The sequence below is a fragment of the Phenylobacterium sp. genome, from assembly GCF_046463815.1.
Lineage (GTDB): Bacteria > Pseudomonadota > Alphaproteobacteria > Caulobacterales > Caulobacteraceae > Phenylobacterium.
In genome coordinates, this window is record NZ_JBKBRO010000015.1 from 45,271 (window position 1) to 70,171 (window position 24,901).

The window sequence follows — 24,901 nt, forward strand, 5'->3', positions numbered from 1 at the left end:
GGGGGCCCGCCCGCCGCTTTTCCGCCGATTTGCAGGCGCAGCACACCGGCGCAGCTTGCGCGGAGACCTCGCCATGGGCGCGCGGATCCTGATCGTCGAGGACGATCCGAACACGGCCGAGACCCTGCTCGCCGGACTGCGCCAGGAAGGCCACACGGTGGAGCACGTCGCCGATGGCCGCGACGCCCTCTATCTGGCCTCGGCGGCGGATTTCGACGCGCTGATCGTCGATCGCATGCTGCCGGGCATGGACGGGCTGTCGGTGCTGAAGGCGCTGCGGGCGGCGGGCGTGCGCACGCCGCTCCTGTTCCTTTCGGCCCTGGGCCAGCTCGACGAGCGGGTGAAGGGCCTCCGCGCCGGCGGCGACGACTATCTGGCCAAGCCCTTCGCCTTTTCCGAACTGTCGGCCCGGCTCGACGCCCTGCTGCGTCGGCCCGCCGTTCGGGAGGAGGTCACGCGGCTCGCCTGCGGGGACCTGGAGATGGACCTGCTGACCCGCCGCGTCAGCCGCGCGGGCCGGCCGCTGGCCCTGCTGCCCCGCGAGCTGAAGCTGCTTGAGCACCTGCTGCGCAACAAGGATCGCGTGGTGACCCGGACGATGATGCTCGAGGAGCTGTGGGACTACCGCTTCGATCCCCACACCAGCCTGATCGACACCCACATCAGCCGCCTGCGCAAGAAGATCGACGAGGGGTTCGAGCGCCCCCTGCTCCACACCGTGCGGGGCTCCGGCTATCGCCTGTCCGAGACGCCCTGAGCCCCATGCGCATCAACGCGTGGATCTGGCCCGGACTGGCCTCGGCCGCGGCCCTCGCGGCCCTGGTGATCGGCCTTGTCCTGGTGGATCGCGCGGGCGAGGCCGCGATCGCGCGCCAGCAGGCCGCCACCGCCGCGGCCGCCCGCGACTACTTCATGGCCTTCGCCCGCGAGGAAGGCGCCCGCGCCCTGGCCACGGCCCTAAATCGCCGGGCCCGCATCAGCGCCCAGGACGGCTTCCGCTACGCCCTGGAGGACGCCCAGGGGCGGATGATCGCCGGCTCCGACGTCATAAGCTCGCTGGACGCGCCCGACGAGGGCTGGCGCACGGTTGTGGAGCCGGACACCCGCCCCCGCCGCCTCTGGCGCGTCCTGGCCCAGCCCCTCGGCGGCGGCCTCACCCTCGTGGTGGCCGAGGACCTGGGCGCGCGCGACGCGCTGCGCCGGGCCGTCTTCCAGGAATCCGCCCTGGCCGTGCTGATCACCGGCCTGGGGGCGGCGGTGGGCGGGTTCGGGCTCAACGCGATGCTGCTCCGCCGCACGCGCGCCATCGCCGACACGGCGGCGCGCATCGCCGACGGCGACCTCTCGGCCCGGGCGCCGGTGGGCGGTCGCCGGGACGTGTTCGACGACCTCGCCGCGGACCTGAACCGCATGCTCGCCCGGATCGAGGAGTTGATGACCGGCATGCGAACCGTCACCGATTCCATCGCCCACGACCTCCGCTCGCCGCTGACCCGCATGAAGGGCGCGCTCGTTCGGGCCGGGGACTCCGCCGCCCCCGAGCCCGTGCGTCTGGCGGCGCTCGACGAGGCCAACACGGCCGCCGACAGCGTGCTTGCCACCCTGAACGCCCTCCTCGACATCGCCCGCGCCGAGTCGGGGCTTTCGCGCGAAATGATGCAGCGCCTCGACCTCGGAGCCCTGGCCCTCGAGATGACGGAGCTGTTCGGCCCGGCGTGCGAGGACGCCGGGCAGCGCCTCCTGTGCGAAGTCCCCGCCGAGCCGATCGTGGCCTGGGGCCATCCCGCCCTGCTGCGTCAGGCGGTGGGCAACCTCCTCCACAATGCGGCGACCCACGCCGGCCCCGGGGCGATGGTCCATCTGATCGTACGGGAGGCCGACGGCAGACGGGCCCGAATCGCCGTCGCCGACGATGGCCCGGGCGTTCCGGCCGAGCACCTCGGCCGCGTCCGCGAACGGTTCGTCCGTCTCGAGGCCGCCCGCAGCGGACCGGGCTCCGGGCTGGGCTTGGCCTTGGCCGCGGCTTGCGCCAAGCTGCACGGGGGCGAACTGATCCTGGCCGACAACGAGCCGGGCCTGCTGGCCGCGCTGGAGATCGCCGTTCGGCCCCGCACTTGAATTTTGCGTCGCACAATCCTAACCTTTTCGCCCCCGGACGCCTGCGCCCGCGGCCCGGCGCTGAGGACATTCACTAGGGCGAACTTCGAGTCACGATGGAAAAAGTCCCGATGACCGCCGAGGGCTACAAGGCCCTCGACGAAGAGCTGAAGCGTTTGAAGACGGTGGAGCGGCCCGCCGTTATCGCCGCCATCGCCGAGGCGCGTTCGCACGGCGACCTCTCGGAGAACGCCGAGTACCACGCCGCCAAGGAGCGCCAGGGCTGGATCGAAGGCCAGATCGCCGAGATCGAGGACAAGATGGCCCGCGCCCAGGTGATCGACGTCTCCAAGCTCTCGGGCACCCAGGTGAAGTTCGGCGCCACGGTGTCGCTCATCGACGAGGACACCGAGGAGGAGGCCCGCTACCAGATCGTCGGCGAGCACGAGGCCGACGTGAAGGCCGGCCGCGTCTCCATCACCTCGCCCATCGCCCGGGCCATCATCGGCAAGGAATCCGGCGACGTGGTCGAGGTGAACACCCCCGGCGGGGTGAAGGCCTACGAGATCACCAAGGTGGAGTGGGTCTGACCCACTCCCGATGGCGAAGGCGAGCCCGCCTCCCCTGACAATCTGGGCCGTCTCGGACGGCCGGGCCGGCATTGAGGCCCAGGCCCTGGGCCTGGCCGAGGCGGTCGCGCGCCTGCGGCCCGCCGAGGTGGTGGTCAAGCGCATCGGCTGGCGGTGGGGCCTGGGCCGCCTGCCCTGGCGGCTGATCCCCCCTGCCGCGCTGAAGGGGGACCTCGCCCCCCCCTGGCCCGACATCTGGATCGCCGCCGGCCGCGCCACCCTGCCGCTCTCGACGCGCGTCCGTCGCTGGAGCGGGGGCGAGACCTTTGTCGTCCAGACCCAGGATCCGCGCGTTCCGCTGACCGCCTTCGATCTCGTCGTCCCGCCCGAGCATGACGGCCTCACCGGCTCCAACGTCTTCCCGATCCTGGGCGCGCCCAATCGCCTGACGCCGCAGAAGCTCGCCGACGAGCTCGCCGCCGTCGCCGACCGCCTTGAGCCCCTCCCCCATCCGCGGGTCGCCGCGATCATCGGCGGCAAGTCCAAGGCCTTCGACCTGCCCCCGGCCCGCGCCGCGGTCATGGCCCGCGAGATCGCCGCGGCCATCGAGGCCTCGGGAGGCTCGCTGCTGCTCTCGTTCACGCGCCGCACGCCCACGGCGGCCCGCGCGATCATGACGGCGGCCCTGCGCCATCTTCCCGGGATCATCTGGGACGACCGGCCGCCCAATCCCTACTTCGCCTTCCTGGCCGCCGCCGACGCCATCCTGGTGACCGAGGACTCCACCAACCTCGCCACCGACGCCGCGGCCACGGGCAAGCCGGTGCTGACCCTTTCCATGGAGGGGGGCAGCGCGAAGTTCGCCCGCTTCCACGCCGCCCTGCGGGACCGCGGGATCACCCGGCCGTTCGACGGCCGGATCGAGACCTGGACCTATCCGCCGCTCGCCGAGACCGACCGCGCCGCCGCCGAGCTGCTGCGCCGCCACGACGCCCTTTGCATTGGAGGCCGCATGGCCTTTCTTCACGACCGATGAGTCTTCCGAGCGGCCCCCGTATCCTGTTCGTCGTGGACGCCGGCCCCCGGGTCGGCGGCGGCCACGTCATGCGCTCGCTGACCCTGGCCCGGGCGCTGGAGGCCCAGGGCGCAAGCTTCGCCTTCCTGGGCCCGCCCGCCGCCGACGAGGTGCTGGACGCATTCGCGGCCGGAGCGGCCCGCCTGCCGGCCGCCTCGGCCGAGCCCCGGGATCTCGCCGCCGCCGTGGGGCGCGAGCAGTTCGACGCCATCGTCTTCGACCACTATGGCCTCTCCGAGCGCGACCACCGGGCCATGGCCCAGGGCCGGCCCGTTCTGGTGATCGACGACCTCGCCGACCGGCCGCTGGCCGCCGACGTGGTGGTGGATTCCGGACCGGAGCGGAAGGCCTCCGATTACGAGGGTCTGGTTCCCGAGGGCGCGCGCCTGCTGCTGGGGCCCGCCTTCGCGCCCGTGCGTCCGGAGTTCGCCGCCCTGCGCGAGCCGGCGCTCGCCTGGCGCGGCGAGCCGGTCCAGCGCCTGCTCGTCTCCATGGGCCTGACGGACGTGGGCGGGATCACCGGCCGCGTCGTCGAGCGCCTTCGCCCACGGATAGGCGACTGCGGCCTCGACATCGTGCTGGGCGCGGCCGCCCCCAGCCTGCCGGGTCTCGCCAAGATCGCCCGGCGCGATCCACGGCTGATGCTGCACGTGGACACGCCTCACATGGCGAGGCTCACCGCCGAGGCGGACATCGGCGTCGGCGCCGCCGGCTCGTCGACCTGGGAGCGGTGCACGCTCGGCCTTCCCTCGATCATGGTGGTGCTGGCCGACAACCAGCGGGCGGCGGCCCGGGCCCTGGCTGAGCGCGGCGCGGCCATCGTCATCGAGGCCCAGGCGGCGGACTTCGACGCGGCCTTCGACCGGGCGGTGATGCGCCTGCTGCGCGACGCCGACCTGCGCCGGACGCTCGCGGCCGCCAGCGCCGAGGTCTGCGACGGCCTGGGGGCGGGCCGCACGGCGGAGACCTTCCTGAGACTGATCGCCGCCCGGGCCGCCGTCTGACAGCGGTTGGCGATCGGTGCGGATGCAGGCACACCTATGGAAAGATGCGTCGTGGCTCGCGCCGCGCCGCGGGGGGTTACTGGGATGAGCGAGGCCCTGAAGTCGGATCGGACCGGCGGGAGCGGCGTGCGGCTCGTGCCGCTTCAGACGATCCCCATGGCGAACGGCATCCTCGGCGTCGCCGAGGTCTCCAAGCATATCGGCTTCCCGGTTCATCGGGCCTACTACATCCGAGACGTGCCCGAGGGTTCGAGCCGGGGCAGTCATGGCCACAAGGCCCTGCGCCAGTGTTTCCTGTGCCTGCGCGGCAGCTTCCAGCTCTCGATCACGAAGAACGGCCACACCGAGATTGTGACGCTCGACCGTCCCGACCTCGCCGCCGTCGTCGAGCCCGGCTGCTGGCGCGACCTCTCCCACTTCTCGGAGGATTCCGTGGTCGTGGTGCTGGCCTCCGACGAATACGACGAGGCCGACTACATCCGCAGCTTCGGGGACTTCGTGGCCTGGGAGGCCGAGGGCGAGCGCATCACGTCCGTCCCGTACCTCGACCTCGCCCGCGGCGCCCGCGAGATGGCCCCCGAGCTGGAACTGGTGATGCGCCGCGTGCTGCGCTCCGGCTACTTCATCGGCGGACCCGAGCTCGCCCGCTTCGAGACCCGCTTCGCCGACTACTGCGGAGTCGGCCACATGGTCGGCGCCGGCAACGGTCTGGACGCCCTCGTGCTCGCGCTGCGCGCCTGGAACATCGGGCCGGGGGACGAGGTGATCATGCCCGCCCACACCTTCATCGCCACCGCCCTGGCGGTGGACGAGGTCGGCGCCACGCCGGTCCTCGTCGACGTGGAGGCGGACACGGGCCTGCTCGACGTGACCAAGGTCGCCGCGGCGGTCACCGCGCGCACCCGGGCGGTCATCCCGGTCCACCTCTATGGCCTGCCGGTCGACATGGACGGGCTGAAGGCGGCCCTGGCCGGGCGCGACATCCGCATCCTGGAGGACGCCTGCCAGTCGCACGGCGCCCGCTACAAGGGCCGCCGCACGGGGGCGCTGGGGGACGCCGCCGCGTTCAGCTTCTATCCGACCAAGAACCTCGGGGCCCTGGGCGACGCCGGGGGGCTTACGACCAACGATCCCACTCTCGCCGAGACCGTTCGGATGCTCGGCAACTACGGCTCCCGGGTGAAGTATGAGCATGAGCTCGTGGGCCGCAATTCGCGCCTGGACCCCCTGCAGGCCGCCATCCTCGACCACAAGCTGGATCGCCTCGACGACTGGAACGAGCGCCGGCGCACGTACGCCCGGCGCTATCTGTCCGCCCTTTCCGGCCTGCCGGGCCTGGAATTGCCGGCCGTGCGCGACTGGGCCGAACCGATCTGGCACGTGTTCCCCGTCCGGATCCCCGGGCGACGCGCCGAACTGCAGGCTCATCTGGCGGAGCGCGGCGTGGGCGTGAACATCCACTACCCGACGCCCATCCACCTGCAGCCCTGCTACGCCGGACGATGGCGGGCTGGAGACTTCCCGGTCTCGGAGGCTTTCGCCGCCTCGGTGCTCAGCCTGCCGCTGGACCACACCCACACGGAGGCCGAGATCGACTACGTGATCGATCAGCTCCGCGCATTCTTCACCCCCTGAGCGCCTCGGCGGCCGCCAAAGCGTCCAGCACGTCCTTCAGTTCGACGCGATAGTCGTAGTCGTTCGCCGCGGGATGGAAGGGATCCTCATGGGATTCGAGCTGAGGGCCGTTGGCGTGCACCAGGGCCACGTGCGGCGCCATCGAACGCCAGTACCAGTAGCCTACGTGGCGCAGGCGAGGGATCAGCATCACCACGGGGCAACCCGACGGGCAGAACAGCAGATTGGTCGCCGCGGCCCCCGTAGAGCAGACGACGAGGCCGGCGCGAGAGAAGGTGCGGATCTGCTCGTCGAAGGTCAGCCGCTCCGGGTGCACCATCTCGAACCCAAACTGCGTCAGGAGTTCCGCGAGCTGCGGCTCGGTGACCATCCGCCGCGCACGGGTCTGGCGCCGGATGAACAATTTGGGGCGGGCGCCGCGTTCCGGGACGACCGCGCCCACGGCTTGGCGCAGCCTCGCGACCATGTCCGTCAGGGCGGCCTGGTTGAAGGCGCCATGGCTCCTCTCAGCCGCGCCCTCCCTGAACTTGAACGCACCATAGCCCGTCGGGGACACGTTGTGCAGACGCCCGATCCGCAGCGCCTGGCGCAATCCGAGGCGCCGCACCGGCGATTCCGGCGCCGCCAGGGCGATCGACCTCAGCAGGTTCGGATGCAGATTGTCGTCCACCACCAGCGGAATCCCGGCCGCGCCGGGCAGTTTCGCGAAGGCGGCGATCCGAGGCAGCGTCTCGGTCATCCAGTGCGCGTAGTTGACGGCCACCCGATCGGTGAACACCGCCGCCTCGGGCAGGTAGTCGACCTCCAGGGGGTCATACGATCGCCAGGCCGCGAACTTGCGATCAGGCGTCGTCCGAAGCCAGCCGTAGAACTCCTCGGGCGTCACATCCCGGTCCAGCACGATCAGATCGTGCCTGACGATGGCGTCCGGCGTCGTCAGGATGTTCGAGCCGCCTCGGACCACGACATCGTGCATCTCGGTGAGCGTGACGGCCGGGAACTCGTAGGACCTCGGTCCGACCTCATAGAAGCTGTCGGGCGAGGCCGGGAACATCATCGTCGCGCCGCATTCGACCCGTGCGGCGGGAAAGAGGGTCCGCTGACGCAGCTTGGCCCGTTGGGCATAGGCCGTCTCCGTCGTGTAGGGCAGGATAAGCGGGGCGGACATCGGCTCGGTCGATCGCTGTGATGACTTCGCCAAGCCTTTGGCGGATCATTTGATCAAGAGGAATCTGCGATTCTGCGCGAGCTCAAAGGCGTTCCATGCCAATGACCGAGGCCGCAGCCGTCCCCGGCGGTGAGGAAGAAGCCGCACTCCTGGACGTGGCGGACAAGCTGGAGGCGGCGGGCGATATCGCCGGCGCCTATGCCGCGTGCAGCCGGGCGCGCAAGATCGCGACCTCCCCCTTGGCCCTCTCGGCCCGGATGGGGCGGCTTGCCCTCGAACTGGGGCACCCCCAGGTGGCCGAGACGCTCCTGACGAGCCATACTCATGAGCCGTCTGCTGATCCGGCCGCTGTCATCTGCCTCGCCCAAGCGCAGAGCGCGCAGCAGCATTTCGACCGCGCTCACGCCACTCTGAAGGCGGCGATCGAAGCGGATCCCGGCCAACCCTTGCTCTGGTGCGCCCTGGGCGACCTGCTCTTCGATCAGGGCCGCCACGCCGAGGCGATCGTGTTCATCGAGGAGGCGTTGCGCCTCGACCCCAATGCGGCCACGGCCCGGCATCGGCTGGCCGAAGCCCTGTTGCGCAGCGGCGGCGACCTGGAGCAGGTACTGGGCCTGGGCCGGGAGGCCGTCGCGGCGGCCGATGGGGCGTCTGCATCCGAGACGACCGCCAGTCATGCCCGTCATCTGTTGGCGGCGGGCCGCCTGGACGAGGGCTGGCCGGCGTTTGTGGCCTGGTCGGCGCCCGGCCCCGCCGCTGGCGTGAGAGTGAGGGTCGCAGCGCCGCACTGGGACGGCGGCCCCTTCAACGACAGGCTGCTGGTGCTTGGCGAGGAAGACGTCGCCGACGAATTGCTCTTGGCCCACGTGCTCTCCGACATCGCCACTCGGCGGCTCATCTTGGCGGTCGACGAGAGATGGCATGGCCTCGCGGCGCGCGCCTTTTCCGCATTCCCGGTCGTCAACCTGCTGCGGGGCCGCCGAGGGTCGGAACATCGGCAGGGCGCCGACCTCCAGACGCCGCATCGCCACGGCGACGCCCTGGTGTCGGCCTGGACCACTCTGCGTTCCCTGGTCGCCGCACGTTGGCGGCGCGAGCAGGCGCTGCCGGTCCCTCACGCCTATCTCTCGGCAGAACCCCGGAAGGTGGAGCAGTGGCGGGCCTGGCTGGACGGTCTCGGGAACGGCCCGAAGGTCGGCCTGCAGGGCTGGCTGGACGGCCCCCGCGCTTGGGAGATGCCGCCCGAGCAAGCCCTGGGCGCGGCCCTCTGCGCGGCGCCGATCCATATCGTCTCATTGCAGCCTTCCGACACCCCCGACGAAACGGCCGGGCTCAGCGAAGCGCTGGGCGTCCAGATCCATGAGCCGCCTGGCTTCGACCATTCGGACTTCGAAGACCTCGCCGCCCTCGTGCAGGCCCTGGACGTGACAGTCGGACCGCCGGCGGCCGCGACCCATCTGGCGGGAGCCTGCGGCGCCCGGGTCTGGATCCTTTGTCCGCATGGCGCCTGGCAGACGCTCGGGTCCGGCGCCTATCCCTGGTTTCCGCGCGCCGAGCTCTTCCAGGCCGCCCCTGGCCCCGACTGGTCGACCGCGCTGGCCCGCCTGGAGGCCGCCATGGGGACGCTGGCGGCAGGCCACGAACAGGTCTAACCCTTTAGCCCGGCCGTCCGCCCGCGGCGGATGCAGGAGCCTCTGCCGGATGAACGCCCAGTCCGACCGCGACGAGCTGCGCAGCGCAGCGAAGATCGATCTGGCCGCCGTCGAGCTCGACTACGAAGGCTTTCGAGCCTTGGCCGCCAACCCCAACCTCTCGCCGCACGAGAAGATCGGCTTTCCCGATACCTACCGCGAAGGCTTCGAGCCGGCGATCCTCGCGGACATCTGCGCCAAACTGCCGGCGCTCACCGAGGCCGAGGGGCTCACCGTCGTGGACATCGGCCCTGGCTGCGCCGCCCTGCCCCGGATGATCGTCGACCTGTGCCGGGACCGACGCCACCGCCTCGTCCTGGTGGACAGTCCCGAGATGCTGGCCCAGCTGCCCGACGTGGACGGCGTGACCGTGAAGCAGCCCGGTCTGTTCCCGAGGAACGCCGCCGAGGTCCGCGCCGCGGCCGCCGCGCCGGTCGACGCGCTGATTTGCTACAGCGTGCTGCACTACATCTACGTGGACTCGAACCTCTTCGACTTCGTCGACGCCACGGTCGGGCTGCTGGCCGCGGGCGGCCGGGCCCTCGTGGGCGACATCCCCAATGTCTCCAAGCGCCGCCGTTTCTTCGCCACCGAGACCGGCCAGGCGTTCCATCGCCGGTTCACGGGCTCGTCCGAACCCTATCGCGTGGACTGGGGCGAGCCGTCCCCGGGAAAGATCGACGACGGGGTCCTCTCCGGCCTGATGCAACGCGCCCAGGGCGCGGGCTGCGACGCCTATCTGCTGCCCCAGCCGCCCGGCCTGCCCATGGCCAACCGGCGCGACGACCTGCTGATCGTGAAACCCTGAGACGTCCGCGATGACCGACAAGCCCCTGATCATCATCGGCAACGGCGAGATCGCGGAAATGGCGCACCAGTACTTCGCCTACGACAGTCCCCACGAGGTGGCGGCGTTCGCCATAGGCGCCGAGTATCTGAAGGAGGCCACCCTCGCCGGCCTGCCGGTCGTGCCGCTGGAAGAGATCGCCGCGTCGCACCCGCCCGACCGCTACGACGCCTTCGTGGCCATAGGCGACGGTCAGCTCAATCGCATCCGCCGGCGCCAGTTCGACGCCATGAAGGCCCTGGGCTACCGGCTGGCCAGCTATGTCAGTTCCAAGGCGTTCGTCTGGCGCAACGTCGAGATCGGCGAGAACTGCTTCATCCTGGAGCACAATGTCCTGCAACCCTTCACGAAGGTCGGCGACAACGTCACGCTGTGGAGCGGCAACCACATCGGCCATCGCACCGTGATCGAGGACGACGTGTTCATCGCCTCGCATGTGGTGGTCTCCGGCTTCTGCCGCATCGGGCGGTCCAGCTTCGTGGGGGTCAACGCCGCCTTCGCGCCCCATGTCGCGGTGGGCGAGGACAACTTCATCGGCATGTCGGCGGTGGTCACGGCCTCGACCGAGCCGGACGGTGTCTACCAGGGCCACCCGGCCGAGCGGCGCTCGGTGTCGGCCAGGCGCTATTGCCGCGTCCGGGACTGACCCGCTTGCAGGTTCAGCCCTATCGGCCCGAGCTGGCGGACGCCTGGAACGCGCTGAACGCCGTGGCGGCCAACGGCCACTTCATGTTCGACCGCGGCTTCATGGACTACCACGCCGACCGCTTCGAGGACGCTTCCCTGGTGGTGGTCCGCGACGGCGCGACGGCCGCCCTCCTGCCGCTCAACCGCCGGGGCGACGAGGCCTGGTCCCACCAGGGCCTGACGTTCGGCGGCCTCGTCTCGCACGGCCTCGGCGTCGCCGAGGTGATGGCCGCTCTGGACGCCTGCGCCGACCATCTGCGCGGCCAGGGGGTGCGCCGCCTGACCTACAAGGCGCTGCCCTGGATCTACGCACGGGAGCCGGCCCAGGCCGACCTCTACTGGCTGTTCCGCCGGGACGCCGCGCTCGTGCGCCGCGACGTGAGCGCCGCCATCGACTACCGCGCGCGGGGCCGGGTCTCCAGCCGCCGCGCCCGCGGCGCGCGCAAGGCCGCCCAGGCGGGCCTGACCTTCGCCCGCTCCGAGGACTGGGGCGGCTACTGGACCCTGCTGGAGGCGGTCCTTGGCGGCCGCCACGGCGCCAAGCCCGTGCACAGCGAGGCCGAGATCCGCCTCCTCGCCGGGCGCTTTCCCGAGAACATCAGCCTGCACACGGCCGTCCTCGATGGCCGCCTGATGGCCGGCGTCGTCATGTTCCGCGGCGCCCAGGTGGCGCATGCCCAATACATAGCCGCCGGCGAGGAAGGCCGGGCCCTGGGCGCGCTCGACGGCCTCTTCGAGCATCTGATCCAGGCGCACGCCGCGACCCACCGCTGGTTCGACTTCGGCATCTCCAACACCGACCAGGGCCGCGTGCTGAACGAGGGGCTCATCCGGCAAAAGGAAGAGTTCGGCGCGGGCGCCGTGGTCCACGACTTCTACGAGATGGCGCTCTAAGCGTCCCGCCAGGCCAGCCCCATTCCGGTCCGGCCGAAGCCGTCGCCGTTGTAGAACAGAAGGTCATAGGGCCCGACGCGGCACGGCGCGCCGAAGCAGGTCATATGCGCTTCCCAGGCCTCGCGCGGCCCCTCCAGAACCGGTCGCCGCGCCGCCCCGGGCTCGGCGCTCGTCTCGACGAGCTCGTAGCCGTCTCTCGTCCGCACCGACAGCATCAACCTCTCGCCGCCGAGGGCGACCGGACGGCCGAACCCGATCTCGCCGGCCTCCAGCGCCGGCGCCAGCAACTCGCGGCCGGGCCCCGTCCAGGACCAGGGACCGTCCGAACGCAACTCCATCAGGCTGTAGACGGGCAGACGCTTGCCGCTGTCGTCCGTTAGGAAGCGCTCTCCGCCGATGTAAAGCAGTCGCCAGCCGTCGCGCCGCCGCTCGATGAACGGCGCCGTCCGGAACAGCCTCTCTCCCGGAAGCGGCGGCAGCAGCGGCTCGTCGCGGCGCTGGAAGCTGGCTCCGCCGTCTTCGGAAAAGGCGATCCCCGCGAAAAGCGTGTAGGGCTCCTCCGCCCCGCCCCGCCGCCATCCGATGTACAGCAGCGCCAGCCGGCCGTCGGCCTCGATGATTTGGGAGGGGTTCACGCCGTCGCAGTCGAAGGCGCCCTGCGGCCCCACATCCAGCACCGGAACGGCCGAGCGGCTGAGCAGTCGAAAGGGCGGCGTCGGGGCGAAATCCGCGCTGAAGATGCGTCCCCTCATCCCCGCGTCGCAGGCGGCGTAGAACACGCGGACACGGTCCGGCAGCACCCAGGGCGTCGGCAGCATGGCGTGGGACCGCGCCAGGGGGCCGCCGTCGGCCTCCAGAACACGGCCAAGCTTACGCCAACCGCCGCCGGGCCGGATGTCAGGCACGCCGCGTGGCCTGAGCGATCCGCTGCCGCCGCCACTCGGCGACGTTGCGGGTCGGGTTCCAGCGGTAGCCCAGGAAGCCCTGCAGCCAGGGGTCCTCCGGCGGTTCGCGGTTCAACATGGCGGGGATGTCCACCTGTTGCGCCAGGATCGGGACCCCGAACACATGGTTCACGGCCCGCCGGACCCGGTTCGAGCGGTTCACGCCCGCCCGATGGAAGGCCATCGAGTTGAAGAAGATCACCGAACCGCGGGGCAGGTCGGGCGTCACCTCCCCCTGCTGGACGATGGCCTGAGACGGAAAGCGCTCGACGAGATGGCTGCCCGGCAGGAACACCGTCCCGCCGGTTTCAGAGTTGAAGTCCTCGAGGCAGACCAGGGCGCTGATGGCCAGGGGCTGGCTGCACACCCAGTGCTGATAGTTCAGGTCGCGGTGCCAGTTGGTCTGGAACTGCTCCCGCGTGGGCCGGTTGATGATCCCGTTCTGCATCAGCAGCACCACATTGTCGCCCAGCACGGCCCGGACCACCGCCAGCACCGTGGGGTGGGTGGCAAGCGCCATGTAGTCGTCGCTGTAGGCCAGCAGGCACCGGACGATGTCGGCGTCGTTCATCGCCGCCAGCGCCGCCTCGCCGCCCACCTCCTCGCATTGTCGGGCGTAGACCTCGTCCATCACCGCCTTGAGGTGGTCCACCGTCTCGCCGTCGAGCAGGGAGGGCAGCGCCCCATAGCCGCGGACCGCGATCTCCTCCCGGAGCTCGGCATGGTCGCCCGAGATCGGCGCCGGTCCGCCGTCCACCACTCCGTAGGTTCCGAAGGTAGGCATGTCGTCGACTCCCCAGCCGGCCAAAGCTCGTACGCCGCCTAGCCGGGCGGCGTCGCGTACAGGTTGAGATCCGCGCCGTCCGCGCCATGGCTGCGCAGTCGGAAGCGATATCCCGGCTCGATCTCGGCGACGATGCGCGCCAGTGTCCAGAGGTCGTCGGGCCGGTGGTAGGCCGCTATGGACAGGAAGGGCCGTCGGTCGGCGATCGTCCGGGCCGAGCCCCGGAGCGCTTCGGCCTCCGCTCCCTCCACGTCGTACTTGATGTATAGCCGCGCGTCGGCGGGCGCGTCCGCGGCGAGATCGTCCACGGTCACCGCGTCCACCTCGATGCCCGCCTCGGCGAAGCTCGACCCGGGATTCCCCGCATTGGCGAAGGTGCGCCTGCCCGCCGCATCCGCCGCCGCGGCGCGGATGGCCCGAACCGCCGGGACGCGGCCGTGGAACGGGGCGAGGTTGGCTTCTAGGCGCGCGAAAGTCTCGGGGTCCGGCTCCAGGCCGATGGCTCCGGCGATCCGAGGTCCATCGGCCTCGAGCATGGGCACGAGCGTATCGCCGTCGAAGGCGCCGGCGTCGATGACGAAGACGCGCGACCAGTCCGCCGGCGGCGCTTCCCGGTCGGCGCGCCATGGGGGCAGGGCCTGGTGCCGCAGCGCCAGGCGGAACTCCACCTGGGCGGCGAGGAGGTCATGGGATTGCCGGTCCAGCAGGCGCGCGGACAGCCAGGCCAGCGACCCTGAGGCCTCGGTCACCGCCTCGGGCCGGTCCAGGAAGTAGAACGGCAGCCCGGCGTTTCCCAGGGCCCACATGACGGCGAACAGCGAAAGCGGCTCGACGCCCAGCTTCGAGAGACGCTCGGCGATGGTGAGATAGCCCACCCGGGGCGAGAATATGGAGACGACGGCCAGCGCATCCGTCATGCCGCCGGCCTCGTCGACCTTCAGCACGGGCACGCCGTCGATCTGCGCGCCGGCCTTGCTCGGGGTGTCGTCCAGGAAGGCCGCCGGCTCCAGGCCCGCGGCGCGCAGCAGGCCCAGCACCATCCGGCCGTTCTGACCCGCGCCGAAGATCAGCAGCCGGCCGCAGTCTGCGAGCCGCGTGCGGGTGCGCACGTCGGACAGCTCGCGATAGGCGGTCCCGTAGAGGTCGATCAGGCGGCGTACGACGTCGTACGAAGGGACGTCCATGAGGATCAGGCGGCTCCGCGACGGGCGTCATCGCACGTCAGGTCGTACATGGTCTCGAAGGCCGCTTCCAGCCTGCGGGCGAACGCCTCGCCGTCACAGCAGTCGCCGCTCTCGAAACCGGGGCGGACACGGCTGCGCAGCCCGTCCAGCCGATCGATGTCCCGAACCAGCGCCAGGGCGCGGGCGACGAAATCCTCAGGCGTGTCCGCCGCCAGCTCCGCCAGGCCCGAGGCCTCGAGAATGCTTCGCGAATAGACCCCCGCCAGGGTCTGTCCGCACAGGGAGAGCACCGGCACACCGTTCGACAGCGCATCCAGGGTCGTCGTCGACCCCGGGGCGGGCCAGCCATCCAGCATGAGGTCCACCCGCTCGAAGCTCCGCAGGTAATCCTCGCCCGCACTCTGGCCTTCGAAGAGGAGCCGATCGCCGGCGACGCCGTGGGCGGCGAACCGCGCCCGGGTCGCGGCCTGCAGCACGGGGTCCACGAAGTAGCGGTACTTCAGGAGTATCCGGGCGTCAGGCGCATTGCGCAGCACCGTGGCCCAGGCGGCCAGGGCGCCGTCGCTGATCTTCGCCGGGTGGTTGAACGATCCCAACGTGACCATGCCGGCCTGCTTCGCGGGCGAGGCGGCGGGCGGGCGCCGGTCCGCCGAACGCTCGAACGGGGTGAACACCGGGCCGATCGGCCAGATCCGCTCCACATAGAGGTCCGACAGGTCGAGATCGGCGGCGCTGTCCGCGTGCAGCACATAGTCCATCTGCGGCAGGCCGGTGGTCTGGACGAAATTGATCCACGCCACCTGCACCGGCGCCGGCCGCCGCGCGAACACGCCGAGCCGGGACCCTGCCGTATGCCCCCAACAGTCCGCCAGCACGTCGACGCCGTCGGCGCGGATGGCGGCGGCGGCGGCCTCGTCGCTCAACTGACCGATCGGCTTCACCTTCACGTGGTCCGGCCAACCCGCCTCGCCTTCGGCCGAGGCCGGATAGAGCGTGACCTCGACGCGGGCGGGATCGTGCGCCCTCAACACGGGCCCCAGGAACTGCCGGACCTGGCTGCCGGCGAAGCTGGGCGCCACATAGCCGATCCGCAGCCGGCGGCCGGCCAGCGGCGTCCCAGGGAATGGCGCCGGCGGCGGCGCGTTCGCCCAACGCCGGGCCCATGCCCGTGACTGCTCCGCGTGCGCCCGCTCGCCGCCATCGATGAACAGATGCGGGAACAACAGGAACTGGTGCAGCGCCGCCGAGGGGAAGTTCTCCACCGCCACCTGCAGGTACTGCACCGCCTCCTCCACGCGCCCCTGGTGTTGCAGCGAGAGGGCGTAGTTGAGCAGGCCGGGCGCATCGATGGCGCCCGAAGCCAGCGCCATGCTCCAGGCCACCGAGGCGCAGGCCACGTGATGCTGGCCGTAGAGCTGCAGTCCGATCTGCTGGGCGTAGGCCGCGTCCGACTTGAGCCTCGCCAGGTCCGCGCCGGCGCTGCGCATCACCGCCAGGGCGTGCAGCGTCCGGGCGTCATTCAGCACGTCGCCGTCGGGCTGGCCGGCCTGCATCAGCGCCGCCGCCAGGCCGTAGCGGGCGTCCCAATCGGCCGGCGCGTCGCCGACGGCCGTGGAGAAGGCGGCCATCGCCGCGGCCGCGTCCCCCGCCTCGAGGGCGGCCCAACCTCCCGCGCCCACGCCGCCTACGCCTTCAGCACGGTGTTCTGGCGGATCACCGCCGCCCCGGAGGCGTCCAGGTCCTTGCGCGTGGCCGTGAGGCTCAAGGGGCCGGTGAGCGTGGCGTTGACGGTGTCCATGCCGACGGCCTTGGCCGAGATCTTGCCGATCAGGTAGCGCAGCGAGATGCGCTCGTGGTCGGCGGCGTCCGGCTGGGTGCCGTGGAGCGTGCAGGCATGCCACATGCCGGCGAAGCCCGTGTCCCCGGTCAGGATGCGCTGACGCACCGTGGCCTTGCCGCAGGCGCCGTTGTCGTAGACCCAGGTGTCGGGCCCCGTGCGCGTCAGGTCGTGCGGGAAGATCGAGCCGCCCAGGCGATGGCTGCCATCCAGCAGGTAGAGCGGCGCGTCGGCCTTCGTCACCGGATGCAGGTAGATGTAGAGCGTCAGGAAATCGGCCTCGCGGTCCTTGAAGTCGATCAGGTCCTGGTGGAAGTCGATCCCGTAGAAATAGGTCACGTCGCGGTATTCCGGCCGGACGTAGGCGCCCAGGTTGTTCACCGGATTGCCGTGGATCCGCCGGCGCAGCCACTCGGGCACGCTCTTGGCCGGGACGCCGCAGACCACCTTCTTGTTGAGGATCTCGTAATCCTCGCCCAGCAGCGCGGTGATGGCCTCGACGATGTGCGGCGCCCGCTCCACGAAACCCAGGCGTTCCTCGAAGCGCTCCAGGAGGTTGCGCCCCGGCATGGGGTTCACGCCCGTGTACTGCGGGTCGGCGTCGAACTCGCCCTCGCTCAGGAAGAGGCTGTCGTCGAACCGCCGCAGGGCGCGGATCTCGGCCAGCAGTTCGGCGGCGGCGGCGGGATCGACCCGGTCCTGGAAGACGTGGGCGCCGTCACGGATGAAGTCGGAGACGACCTGGTCGGAGAGCGTCCAGGCGGGGGCCTTGGGCTGGGCCATGGCGGTCATGAGGGGGCTCCGGATGGGCGCGGTTCCCCGCGCCCTCGCATGTCGCCAGAGTCGCGTTAACCCTAGCTTACCCTGGCCGGGGCAGGATCGGCCCCACGGAGAGTTCCCCTGATCCTCGCCATCCTCCAGGCCCGCCTCAGCTCCACCCGCCTGCCGGGCAAGGTGCTCAAGGACCTCCTCGGCCAGCCGATGATCCTGCGCCAGATCGAGCGCACCCGGCGTTCGGCCCGGGTGGACCGGCTGGTGGTGGCGACCAGCGTCGATCCCAGCGACGACCGCCTGGCCGAGGTGCTGGAGGCCGCCGGGGTGGAGGTCTTCCGCGGTCCGCTGGACGACGTGCTGGCCCGCTACATCGGCGCCCTGGAAACCTGGCCCGCCGAGACCGTGGTGCGGCTGACCGCCGACTGTCCGCTGATCGACCCGCAGGTGCTGGACGCCACCATCGACCTGCTTCGGGATGCTGGCGCCGACTACGCCCACTGCCGCACGCAGGAGGTCGGCTACCCCAAGGGCCAGGACGTCGAGGCCATGACCGCCGCAACCCTGCGCCGGGCCGCGCGTCTCGCCGCCACCCGCGAGGAGCGCGAGCACGTCACCTGGGGAATCTGGAGCCGGCCCGACCGCTACAAGGTGGTCCGCCTCATGCCGCCGCGGGAATGGGGCCACGTGCGCTGGACCGTGGACCGCCCCGACGACTTCGAGTTCGTGACGCAGGTCTACGAGGCGCTCTATCCGGCCAATCCGGCCTTCACCTCGGACGACGTCCGGGCCTTCGTGGCCTCCCGCCCGGACCTCGCGAACTGGGGCGGCGAGCCCCGGGTCTAGGGCGCGTCGGGCAGATTGGCGGGGTCGATCCCCTTCTCCCGCAGGCGATCCTCGATCCTGGCCTTGTTCGCCACCCAGTCCGACTTGAGCATGCCCAGCCCCACCACGTCCTGGAACCGGCCGCCCTTGCAGACGTGCTCGCGGTACTGGGCCTCGGCCACGAAGCCGAAGGACTGGTGCAGCTTCCAGACCGCCTCGTTGTCCTTCAGCACCTCGCACCAGAGCTTGTTGTAGTTCATCGTCTCGAAAACGTGCCTAAGGACGATGTACTCCACCTGGGCGCCGACGCCCTGACCCCGCGTGGCCGCCTCGGCCAGGTAGTAGGCCCAGTCGCAGCGGCGGATGATCGGGTCGATCCGGGCCAGATTCGCGAGGCCCACGGCCTGGCCATCCAGCTCGATGATCCAGTAGCGCCGGTCCTCGGCGGTCAGCGCCGCGGCGAACCAGCGGTCGTGCTCGGCCTGACTGATCTTGTGGTCGGTGTACATGTAGGCCGAGACGTTCGGGGAATTGCGCCATTCCAGCAGACGGGCGCTGTCGGCTGTGGTGACGGTTCTCAGGCTGACGGTCATAGGCTCACCATGTCCCACGCCAGGGGCTCGCCCCGTTTGAGGTCCCGGGCCGCGGGCCGGCCCAGCACCGCGTCCAGTTCGCCCGGCGGCAGACCGTCGCCCGGACGGATCGAACGCACATTGGCCTTGGTCAAAGGCTCGCCCGCCTTGACGTCGGCCGCCACATAGAGCGAGCGGCGGAACTGCACGTTCCCGCGCTCGGACCCCACGAGGTCGTACTGCGCCCGGCCCAGCGCCCGCCAGGCGGCCTTGCAGTCGGCGACCAGGGCCGCGAACTCCGCCGGCTCAAGGCTGAAGGCGGCGTCCGGGCCGCCGTCGGCGCGGGCCAGGGTGAAGTGCTTCTCGATCACCGAGGCGCCCAGGGCCACCGCCGCCACGGAAGCCGCCGTCCCCGGCGTGTGGTCGGAAAGGCCCACGGGGCAGCCGAACCGCTCGGCCATGTCGGCCACCGTGCGGACGTTGGCGTCCTCCAGGGGCGCGGGATAGCTGGAGACGCAGTGCAGCAGCACGACGCCCGGCGCGCCGGCCGACAGCGCCGCGTCCCGGGCGGCCTCGATCTCGACCAGGTTCGCCATGCCGGTGGAGATGATCAGCGGCCTGCCCTCGGCCGCGGCGTATCGGATCAGCGGCAGGTCCACGGCCTCGAACGAGGCGATCTTGTAGGCGGGCGCGTCCAGATCCGCGAGCAGGTCCACCGCCGTCTCGTCGAAGGGGCTGGAGAACAGGATCACCCCCAGCTTCCGCGCCCGTTCGAACAGGGCCGCGTGCCATTCGTAGGGCGTCTGGGCCTCCCGGTAGAGCTCGTGCAGGTGGCGGCCGTCCCACAGCCCGCCCCGGATGCGGAACTCCGGCCGGTCCACGTCCATGGTGATGGTGTCGGCGGTGTAGGTCTGGATCTTGATGGCGTCGCAACCGGTGGCCGCCGCCGCGTCGATCATCTGGAGCGCCCGCTCCAGGCTGCCGTTGTGGTTGCCCGACAGCTCGCAGATCACGAAGGGCTCGTGGCCGGCGCCGACCTTCCGACCCGCGATCTCGACCTCTGGCTCGACCTCTGGCTCGACCTCTGGCGGCTTGGACATGGCGGCATAATACCGCTTGGCGCTGAAAGGGGCGTTAACCAATCGCGTGCGCCCGGAATCGTCACTACATTGAGGCCATGTCCGAACCCCGCTCCGTCCGCTGCCTCATCGTGGGCTCCGGCCCCGCCGGCTACACCGCCGCCATCTACGCCGCCCGCGCCCTGCTCAAGCCCGTGCTGATCCAGGGCATCCAGCCGGGCGGCCAGCTCACCATCACCACCGACGTGGAGAACTACCCGGGCTTCGCCGACGTCATCCAGGGTCCCTGGCTGATGGAGCAGATGCAGGCCCAGGCGACCCACGTCGGGACCGAGATCGTCAGCGACATCGTCGTGAAGGCCGACCTGTCGCAGCGCCCCTTCCGGCTGGAGTGCGACAGCGGCCAGGTCTGGCTCGCCGAGACGCTCATCATCGCCACCGGGGCCCAGGCCAAGTGGCTGGGCCTCGACACGGAGCAGAAGTTCCAGGGCTTCGGCGTCTCGGCCTGCGCCACCTGCGACGGCTTCTTCTACCGCGGCAAGAACGTTGTCGTGGTCGGCGGCGGCAACACGGCGGTCGAAGAGGCCCTGTTCCTCACCAACTTCGCCGCCAAGGTCACGGTCGTGCACCGCCGCGACGAGTTCCGCGCCGAGCGCATCCTGCAGGAGCGCCTGTTCAACCACGAGAAGATCGAGGTGATCTGGGACAGCGCCATCGACGAGGTCCTGGGGACGGCCGACCCGCTCGGCGTCACCGGCGTGCGGCTCAAGAACGTCAAGACGGGCGAGACCCGCGAGGTCGCCTGCGACGGCGTGTTCATCGCCATCGGCCACGCGCCGGCCTCCGAGCTCTTCAAGGGGCAGTTGGAGATGGACGCCTCGGGCTATCTGAAGGTGAAGCCGGGCACGGCCTCGACCGCCATCCAGGGCGTGTACGCCGCGGGCGATGTCACCGACGACGTCTACCGCCAGGCGGTGACCGCCGCCGGCATGGGCTGCATGGCCGCGCTGGAGGCGGTGCGCTTCCTGGCCGAGGAAGACCACAAGCGCGCCCACCATCCGATCGCCCACGACGAGGCCCGGAAGATCGGCGCCTGGTAGGCCTCCGGGTCATTTTCAACAGCCTTGGCCGCAACCCGATCGGCGTTTTGCGGGTTGGGGCCCGCCATGCGGAACAGCGAGCGATACGCCCACCAGGCCGAGACGGTGATGCGTCTCGCGGCCAAGGCCGAGAGCCAGGCCGAAAAGGAGGTGTATCTCAGCATCGCCGAAGGGTGGCGCAAGCTGGCCGCCGTGGCGTTGCGCGCCGAGCGCCACGAGCCCTGGCCCGCCGAACCCAGATCCTGGGACTCCTGACGGCTGACGCGGGCCGCGCTAACCTGCGCGCATGATCCGCCATGCCCGCGCCGACGACCATTCCGCCATCGCCGACCTGGTCGCCCAGGCCTTCGGCCGCGCCGACGAGGCCCGGCTGGTCGAGCGGCTGCGCGCCGACGGCGATGTCCTGTTCGAGCTGGTCGCGGACAATGGCGGCGCCCCGGACGGCCACATCCTCTTCAGTCGCCTGTGGGCCGACCGCTACGAGTTGTTCGCGGCGCTGGCCCCGCTCGCCGTCCGGCCAGACTCGCAGCGCGCGGGGGTGGGCTCGGCCCTGGTCCGCGCCGGCCTCGACAGCGCCCGGGAGTTCGGAGCGCACGGCGTTCTGGTGCTGGGCGATCCGGCCTACTATGCCCGCTTCGGCTTTGCGGCGCAGACGGCGGCCCAGGTTCGGGCGCCCTACGCGGGACGCGCCAGCTTCCAGGCCCTTGCGCTGGAGCCCGGCGCGTTCGACGCGCCGCTGAACGTCGCCTACCCGGACGCCTTCACGGGCTGAGGCGGGGGTGTCGCGGACGCGGCCTTGCCGCTGTCCAGGCTGCGCTCAAGGGCCTCGAGGTTCTGGTTGATCATCCGCACCTCGTCGGCGGTCGGCTTGCGCCGCGGCGCGGAGATCACGCCGCGCACCCGGGTCCTTTCGCCGTCCGCAGCGGTCGGATCGGCGACGGTGTAGGTCCTGACCTCGCCGGCCACCGCCAGGGTGATCTGGCGCTCCGCCGGCCCCCCCTGCGCCTCCGGGGAGAGCAGGCCGCCCTGGGTGCGCGCGTCGACGCCGCCCAGCACCGCCGGCGTCAGATAGGCCTCGCGGCCCGCGTAGCGCCCGGTGAAGGCCGCCGGTTCGCCCCAGGGGCCGGTCCAGCGGTAGAAGATGTGCGCGCCGACCTGGGTCATCTTCACCAGCGTGGGCGCCCAGTACGGGGCCACGTAGGCGGCGTGGTAGTGGGTGGCCGAACCGACCTGCTTGGCCACGTAGCCGCTCAGCGCGCGTTCGGCCACGCGCCGCGCCTGGCGCCAGAGCGCCGGTTCAGGGGCCCAGCGCAGCGAGCCGTCGCAGGTGAAGGTGAACTGGCAGCCCGTCGCCCGGGCCGACCCCTGATAGACGACGCCGCAGACCGACTTCGGATAGGCCGGGTGGCGCACGCGGTTCAAAACCACCTGGGCCACCGCCTCCTGGCCGACGCCCGGCTCGCGGGCGGCCTCGTAGTAGACCGCCTCGGTCAGGCACTGCAGGGCGCGCTCGCGGTCCTCGCCGCTCGCCTGCAGCACGAAAGGCTTCATCGGCCGGATCGGCAGGTCGGCGAAGGGGCGCAGGGCGTTCAGTTCCTCGGCGGTCTGGCCCTCGGTCGTGGCGAAACCCAGGTCGGGGACCTCGGCGATGTCCAGGCTGGCCCAGCCCTCGGGCCGGTTCCACAGGTCGGGCCGGCGCTGGCCGGGGTCATGGCGCGCCGCCAGCGCGCGCATGGCCGGGTCCATGCCGGAGGCCAGCTTCGCCAGGGCGTGATCGGAAAGGTCGCCGGCCGCGATGGCCCGCCCGCGCTCGCCAAGCCCGTCGTTCGGGGCGCACGCCGTCGCCGCCAGGGCCGCGAGGGCCAGCGGGGCCGCGGCCGCCGCCAGCCGGCGGGACCAGATGTCGCGCGCTTGGGTCAGGGATCCCCTCGCAATTCGAGGCGAGGGATATAGGCCCCTGCGGGCGCTCTTTGGACCCCTTGGCGGCGAAAAAATGATGCCCGGGCGATTGGATTTCCGCCCCCTCGCCCGTGGGTTGCGGCGGGGTTGCGCGCGTTCGCCTGCCCCCGCATGGTGACGCCTGGCCCGGGAAGGGCTGCGTTCGCCGAGTTTCAGAGATGACCCCATCGGAGTGGCCGCTTCGCCTGGTTCCCCGGCGCTCGCCGCCGCTGTGGGCGGCGCTGGGCGTCAGCGTCGTGTCCCTGGGGGTGGCCATGGCCCTGCGCGGCCTCCTGCTGGGCTTCCAGCACGCCGGCGGCCTGGGTCCCACCACCCTTCCGGCCCTGATCGTCATCTGCCTCTACGCCGGTCCCCGCTTCGGATGGGCCGCGCTGGTCGCGGCCATCGCCGCGGGCCTCTTCTCGCCGATCGTGCAGCCCCGCGGCGCCGCCGATACGGCCGTGGTGGCCATGTTCGCGCTGTCGGGCGTCATCACCGTCCTCTTCTCCACGACCCTGCGCGAGACCCTGCTGCGGCTCGAAGAGGCCAACGCCGCCCAGCGCAGCGCCCGCCGGGCGCTGGCCGACTCCGAGGCCCGGTTCCACCGGCTGGCCGACAGCGCCCCCATCCTCATGTGGGTGACCCGCGCCGACGGCAAGCGCGAGTTCGCCAACCGGGCCTATGTGGAGTTCCTGGGCGGCGGCTACGAGGAGGCCCTGGACTTCGACTGGCGCGAGGTCCTGCATCCCGAGGACCTGCCGCGCATCCTGAAGGAGCAGGTGGCCGGGGAGTCGTCGCGCCGCCTCTTCACCCTGGAGGCCCGCTACCGGCGCGCCGACGGCGAGTACCGCTGGATCCGGTCGGTCTCCCAGCCGCGCCTGACGCCCGAGGGCGAGTTCGACGGCTTCATCGGCGTCGGCTACGACATCACCGACGCCAAGCGGGCCCAGGCCGACCTGGAACGCATCAACGACCTCCTGGCCGAGCGGGTGGAGGCGGCGCTCGCCGAGCGCGACGAGGCCGAGGCCGCCCTGCGCCGGGCCCAGAAGCTGGAGGCCGTGGGCCAGCTCACCGGCGGCGTGGCCCACGATTTCAACAACCTGCTCACGGTGATCATCGGCGCCCTCGACCTGATGCAGCGCCATCCCGGCGACGCGGCGCGGCGCGACCGGATGATCGAGGCGGCGCTGGGCGCGGCGCGGCGCGGCGAGCGCCTCACCCAGCAGCTCCTGGCGTTCTCGCGACGACAGGCCCTCAAGCCCGAGCCCACGCTCGTGGACGAACTCCTGAAGGACAGCGAGCCCCTGCTGCGCCGCGCCGTGGGCGAGGCCGTGACCCTGACCCTGGCGACCGACGCCGCCGAGGCCGTCGCCGACATCGACCCCAGCCAGTTCGAGGCGGCGGTGATGAACCTGGTGGTCAACGCCCGCGACGCCACCCCCGCCGGCGGCATGATCCGCATCGAGACCGTGCCGGCCCGCCTGGCGGCCGGGCAGGTGGAGGAGCTGGAGGCCGGCGACTACATCTGCGTGGCGGTCCACGACACCGGCTGCGGCATGGACGCCGAAACCGCCGCGCGGGTCTTCGAGCCCTTCTTCACCACCAAGGCGCCGGGGCGCGGCACGGGCCTGGGGCTCTCCCAGGTCTACGGCTTCGCCCGGCAGAGCGGCGGCGGCGTCGCCCTCGACAGCGCGCCCGGCAAGGGGACCAGCCTCAGGATCTACCTCCCGCTGACCACGCGCCGCGATGTTCCGGCCGAGGGCGCGGAGACCCCGGCGGGCGACCGGCGGAGCCCTGCTCTCCACATCCTCCTGGCCGAGGACGACGCCCAGGTGGGCGAGCTCGTCGAGGCGATGCTCCGGGACCTCGGCCACCAGGTCCGTCAGGTCCCTCACGCCGCCGCCGCGCTGGACGTGCTCAAGGGCCGAGAGCGGGTCGACCTGCTGCTCACCGACCTGATCATGCCCGGCGATATCAACGGCGTGGAGCTGGCCCGCGAGGCGGTGCGGCTGCGCCCGGGCCTGCCGGTGATCCTGTCCTCGGGCTACACCGGCGAGGCGCTGAGCGCCGCCGAGGAGACGCCCTGGCCCCTGCTGCGCAAGCCCTACGGCGCCGAGGATCTCGCCCGCGCCATCGCCGAGGCCGCGCCTGACCCAGCGGCAGTGATCTGACGTTTCCGGATGGGTTCGGGCTTGCGCCT

The 24,901-nt window shown here is 71.4% G+C and carries 24 protein-coding genes; 15 read left to right on the plus strand and 9 right to left on the minus strand.

Annotation, left to right across the window (positions count from 1 at the left end; genetic code table 11):
* Positions 1-73: 73 nt before the first annotated feature.
* The 6 genes from ACK4TT_RS11485 to ACK4TT_RS11510 all read left to right on the plus strand — a co-directional run bounded on the left by ACK4TT_RS11485 (position 74) and on the right by ACK4TT_RS11510 (position 6,380).
* Positions 74-757, plus strand: coding sequence for a response regulator transcription factor (locus tag ACK4TT_RS11485; RefSeq protein WP_409636880.1), 684 nt, complete (start codon positions 74-76; stop codon positions 755-757).
* Positions 758-762: 5 nt separating this feature from the next.
* The gene (locus ACK4TT_RS11490; protein ID WP_410213014.1) at positions 763-2,118 is read left to right on the plus strand and encodes a sensor histidine kinase; all 1,356 of its coding nucleotides are present in this window, start codon (positions 763-765) and stop codon (positions 2,116-2,118) included.
* Between the two features lie 95 nt (positions 2,119-2,213).
* A complete protein-coding gene (gene greA, locus ACK4TT_RS11495; protein WP_409636874.1) occupies positions 2,214-2,687 on the plus strand; it encodes a transcription elongation factor GreA in 474 nt (157 codons plus the stop codon).
* A gap of 10 nt (positions 2,688-2,697) precedes the next feature.
* On the plus strand, positions 2,698-3,702 hold the full coding sequence (locus ACK4TT_RS11500; RefSeq protein ID WP_410213015.1) for a mitochondrial fission ELM1 family protein: 1,005 nt from the start codon (positions 2,698-2,700) through the stop codon (positions 3,700-3,702).
* Entirely contained in the window at positions 3,699-4,745 is a 1,047-nt protein-coding gene (gene pseG / locus ACK4TT_RS11505) for a UDP-2,4-diacetamido-2,4,6-trideoxy-beta-L-altropyranose hydrolase (protein ID WP_410213016.1), read from the plus strand. Before ACK4TT_RS11500 ends, pseG begins: the two co-directional genes overlap by 4 nt.
* A gap of 84 nt (positions 4,746-4,829) precedes the next feature.
* Positions 4,830-6,380: a DegT/DnrJ/EryC1/StrS family aminotransferase gene (locus ACK4TT_RS11510; protein ID WP_409636864.1), complete on the plus strand. Its 1,551-nt coding sequence runs from the start codon at positions 4,830-4,832 to the stop codon at positions 6,378-6,380.
* Here ACK4TT_RS11510 and ACK4TT_RS11515 read toward each other — a convergent pair.
* The gene (locus tag ACK4TT_RS11515) at positions 6,370-7,548 is read right to left on the minus strand and encodes a glycosyltransferase family 61 protein (RefSeq protein WP_409636861.1); all 1,179 of its coding nucleotides are present in this window, start codon (positions 7,546-7,548) and stop codon (positions 6,370-6,372) included. The two genes, ACK4TT_RS11510 and ACK4TT_RS11515, sit on opposite strands and share 11 nt — an antisense overlap.
* 101 nt (positions 7,549-7,649) lie before the next feature.
* On the opposite strand from ACK4TT_RS11515, the gene ACK4TT_RS11520 reads away from it, so the two are divergent.
* Genes ACK4TT_RS11520 through ACK4TT_RS11535 form a run of 4 tightly spaced genes read left to right on the plus strand, consistent with a single transcriptional unit; the run spans position 7,650 to position 11,667 of the window.
* Positions 7,650-9,200 carry a tetratricopeptide repeat protein gene (locus ACK4TT_RS11520; protein ID WP_409636858.1) on the plus strand — a complete coding sequence of 517 codons (1,551 nt, stop codon included), beginning with the start codon at positions 7,650-7,652 and terminating at the stop codon, positions 9,198-9,200.
* Positions 9,201-9,249: 49 nt separating this feature from the next.
* The gene (locus tag ACK4TT_RS11525) at positions 9,250-10,047 is read left to right on the plus strand and encodes a hypothetical protein (RefSeq protein WP_409636855.1); all 798 of its coding nucleotides are present in this window, start codon (positions 9,250-9,252) and stop codon (positions 10,045-10,047) included.
* Positions 10,048-10,057: 10 nt separating this feature from the next.
* Entirely contained in the window at positions 10,058-10,732 is a 675-nt protein-coding gene (locus ACK4TT_RS11530) for an acetyltransferase (RefSeq protein WP_410213017.1), read from the plus strand.
* Positions 10,733-10,737: 5 nt separating this feature from the next.
* A complete protein-coding gene (locus tag ACK4TT_RS11535; protein ID WP_409636849.1) occupies positions 10,738-11,667 on the plus strand; it encodes a GNAT family N-acetyltransferase in 930 nt (309 codons plus the stop codon).
* On the opposite strand, the gene ACK4TT_RS11540 is transcribed toward ACK4TT_RS11535, so the two are convergent.
* From ACK4TT_RS11540 to ACK4TT_RS11560, 5 genes are read right to left on the minus strand one after another with little or no spacing between them, the layout of a single operon-like run.
* Complete coding sequence (locus ACK4TT_RS11540) at positions 11,664-12,572, minus strand: hypothetical protein (protein WP_410213018.1); 909 nt, start codon at positions 12,570-12,572, stop codon at positions 11,664-11,666. The two genes, ACK4TT_RS11535 and ACK4TT_RS11540, sit on opposite strands and share 4 nt — an antisense overlap.
* Complete coding sequence (locus ACK4TT_RS11545) at positions 12,565-13,395, minus strand: phytanoyl-CoA dioxygenase family protein (RefSeq protein WP_410213019.1); 831 nt, start codon at positions 13,393-13,395, stop codon at positions 12,565-12,567. The genes ACK4TT_RS11540 and ACK4TT_RS11545 overlap by 8 nt, the downstream gene beginning before the upstream one ends.
* 38 nt (positions 13,396-13,433) lie before the next feature.
* Complete coding sequence (locus ACK4TT_RS11550; protein WP_409636840.1) at positions 13,434-14,579, minus strand: FkbM family methyltransferase; 1,146 nt, start codon at positions 14,577-14,579, stop codon at positions 13,434-13,436.
* A 5-nt stretch (positions 14,580-14,584) separates the two neighbouring features.
* A complete protein-coding gene (locus ACK4TT_RS11555; RefSeq protein WP_410213020.1) occupies positions 14,585-16,258 on the minus strand; it encodes a tetratricopeptide repeat protein in 1,674 nt (557 codons plus the stop codon).
* A 5-nt stretch (positions 16,259-16,263) separates the two neighbouring features.
* Positions 16,264-17,208 carry a hypothetical protein gene (locus tag ACK4TT_RS11560; protein WP_409636834.1) on the minus strand — a complete coding sequence of 315 codons (945 nt, stop codon included), beginning with the start codon at positions 17,206-17,208 and terminating at the stop codon, positions 16,264-16,266.
* Positions 17,209-17,316: 108 nt separating this feature from the next.
* Here ACK4TT_RS11560 and ACK4TT_RS11565 point away from each other — a divergent pair, with 108 nt between their 5' ends.
* Entirely contained in the window at positions 17,317-18,033 is a 717-nt protein-coding gene (locus ACK4TT_RS11565; protein ID WP_410213033.1) for a cytidylyltransferase domain-containing protein, read from the plus strand.
* On the opposite strand, the gene pseH is transcribed toward ACK4TT_RS11565, so the two are convergent.
* Positions 18,030-18,605 (minus strand): UDP-4-amino-4,6-dideoxy-N-acetyl-beta-L-altrosamine N-acetyltransferase, encoded by a 576-nt coding sequence (pseH, locus tag ACK4TT_RS11570; protein ID WP_409636831.1) that lies wholly within the window; start codon positions 18,603-18,605, stop codon positions 18,030-18,032. The two genes, ACK4TT_RS11565 and pseH, sit on opposite strands and share 4 nt — an antisense overlap.
* Positions 18,602-19,684: a pseudaminic acid synthase gene (gene pseI / locus ACK4TT_RS11575; RefSeq protein ID WP_410213021.1), complete on the minus strand. Its 1,083-nt coding sequence runs from the start codon at positions 19,682-19,684 to the stop codon at positions 18,602-18,604. The genes pseH and pseI overlap by 4 nt, the downstream gene beginning before the upstream one ends.
* Before the next feature lie 77 nt (positions 19,685-19,761).
* On the opposite strand from pseI, the gene trxB reads away from it, so the two are divergent.
* From trxB to ACK4TT_RS11590, 3 genes are all read left to right on the plus strand, one after another.
* A complete protein-coding gene (gene trxB, locus ACK4TT_RS11580; RefSeq protein WP_409636825.1) occupies positions 19,762-20,763 on the plus strand; it encodes a thioredoxin-disulfide reductase in 1,002 nt (333 codons plus the stop codon).
* 66 nt (positions 20,764-20,829) lie between these two features.
* The gene (locus ACK4TT_RS11585; RefSeq protein WP_409636822.1) at positions 20,830-21,018 is read left to right on the plus strand and encodes a hypothetical protein; all 189 of its coding nucleotides are present in this window, start codon (positions 20,830-20,832) and stop codon (positions 21,016-21,018) included.
* 31 nt (positions 21,019-21,049) lie between these two features.
* Entirely contained in the window at positions 21,050-21,535 is a 486-nt protein-coding gene (locus ACK4TT_RS11590; RefSeq protein ID WP_409636819.1) for a GNAT family N-acetyltransferase, read from the plus strand.
* Here ACK4TT_RS11590 and ACK4TT_RS11595 read toward each other — a convergent pair.
* Positions 21,511-22,497: a cell wall hydrolase gene (locus ACK4TT_RS11595; RefSeq protein ID WP_410213022.1), complete on the minus strand. Its 987-nt coding sequence runs from the start codon at positions 22,495-22,497 to the stop codon at positions 21,511-21,513. The genes ACK4TT_RS11590 and ACK4TT_RS11595 overlap by 25 nt on opposite strands.
* Positions 22,498-22,880: 383 nt before the next feature.
* Between ACK4TT_RS11595 and ACK4TT_RS11600 the strand changes: the two genes are divergently transcribed.
* Positions 22,881-24,872 carry an ATP-binding protein gene (locus ACK4TT_RS11600; protein ID WP_409636813.1) on the plus strand — a complete coding sequence of 664 codons (1,992 nt, stop codon included), beginning with the start codon at positions 22,881-22,883 and terminating at the stop codon, positions 24,870-24,872.
* The last annotated feature ends 29 nt before the right edge of the window (positions 24,873-24,901 follow it).

Bases quoted from the DNA above. Each gene is read 5' to 3' on its own strand.
- pseH (WP_409636831.1), bottom strand. From the start codon at position 18,605: ATGACCGTCAGCCTGAGAACCGTCACCACAGCCGACAGCGCCCGTCTG.
- ACK4TT_RS11515 (WP_409636861.1), bottom strand. From the start codon at position 7,548: ATGTCCGCCCCGCTTATCCTGCCCTACACGACGGAGACGGCCTATGCC.
- trxB (WP_409636825.1), top strand. From the start codon at position 19,762: ATGTCCGAACCCCGCTCCGTCCGCTGCCTCATCGTGGGCTCCGGCCCC.
- ACK4TT_RS11545 (WP_410213019.1), bottom strand. From the start codon at position 13,395: ATGCCTACCTTCGGAACCTACGGAGTGGTGGACGGCGGACCGGCGCCG.
- ACK4TT_RS11525 (WP_409636855.1), top strand. From the start codon at position 9,250: ATGAACGCCCAGTCCGACCGCGACGAGCTGCGCAGCGCAGCGAAGATC.
- ACK4TT_RS11585 (WP_409636822.1), top strand. From the start codon at position 20,830: ATGCGGAACAGCGAGCGATACGCCCACCAGGCCGAGACGGTGATGCGT.
- pseI (WP_410213021.1), bottom strand. From the start codon at position 19,684: ATGTCCAAGCCGCCAGAGGTCGAGCCAGAGGTCGAGCCAGAGGTCGAG.
- ACK4TT_RS11590 (WP_409636819.1), top strand. From the start codon at position 21,050: ATGATCCGCCATGCCCGCGCCGACGACCATTCCGCCATCGCCGACCTG.
- ACK4TT_RS11500 (WP_410213015.1), top strand. From the start codon at position 2,698: ATGGCGAAGGCGAGCCCGCCTCCCCTGACAATCTGGGCCGTCTCGGAC.
- ACK4TT_RS11530 (WP_410213017.1), top strand. From the start codon at position 10,058: ATGACCGACAAGCCCCTGATCATCATCGGCAACGGCGAGATCGCGGAA.
- ACK4TT_RS11600 (WP_409636813.1), top strand. From the start codon at position 22,881: ATGACCCCATCGGAGTGGCCGCTTCGCCTGGTTCCCCGGCGCTCGCCG.
- ACK4TT_RS11550 (WP_409636840.1), bottom strand. From the start codon at position 14,579: ATGGACGTCCCTTCGTACGACGTCGTACGCCGCCTGATCGACCTCTAC.
- ACK4TT_RS11485 (WP_409636880.1), top strand. From the start codon at position 74: ATGGGCGCGCGGATCCTGATCGTCGAGGACGATCCGAACACGGCCGAG.
- ACK4TT_RS11595 (WP_410213022.1), bottom strand. From the start codon at position 22,497: ATGCGCGCGCTGGCGGCGCGCCATGACCCCGGCCAGCGCCGGCCCGAC.
- ACK4TT_RS11560 (WP_409636834.1), bottom strand. From the start codon at position 17,208: ATGACCGCCATGGCCCAGCCCAAGGCCCCCGCCTGGACGCTCTCCGAC.
- greA (WP_409636874.1), top strand. From the start codon at position 2,214: ATGGAAAAAGTCCCGATGACCGCCGAGGGCTACAAGGCCCTCGACGAA.
- pseG (WP_410213016.1), top strand. From the start codon at position 3,699: ATGAGTCTTCCGAGCGGCCCCCGTATCCTGTTCGTCGTGGACGCCGGC.
- ACK4TT_RS11490 (WP_410213014.1), top strand. From the start codon at position 763: ATGCGCATCAACGCGTGGATCTGGCCCGGACTGGCCTCGGCCGCGGCC.
- ACK4TT_RS11510 (WP_409636864.1), top strand. From the start codon at position 4,830: ATGAGCGAGGCCCTGAAGTCGGATCGGACCGGCGGGAGCGGCGTGCGG.
- ACK4TT_RS11520 (WP_409636858.1), top strand. From the start codon at position 7,650: ATGACCGAGGCCGCAGCCGTCCCCGGCGGTGAGGAAGAAGCCGCACTC.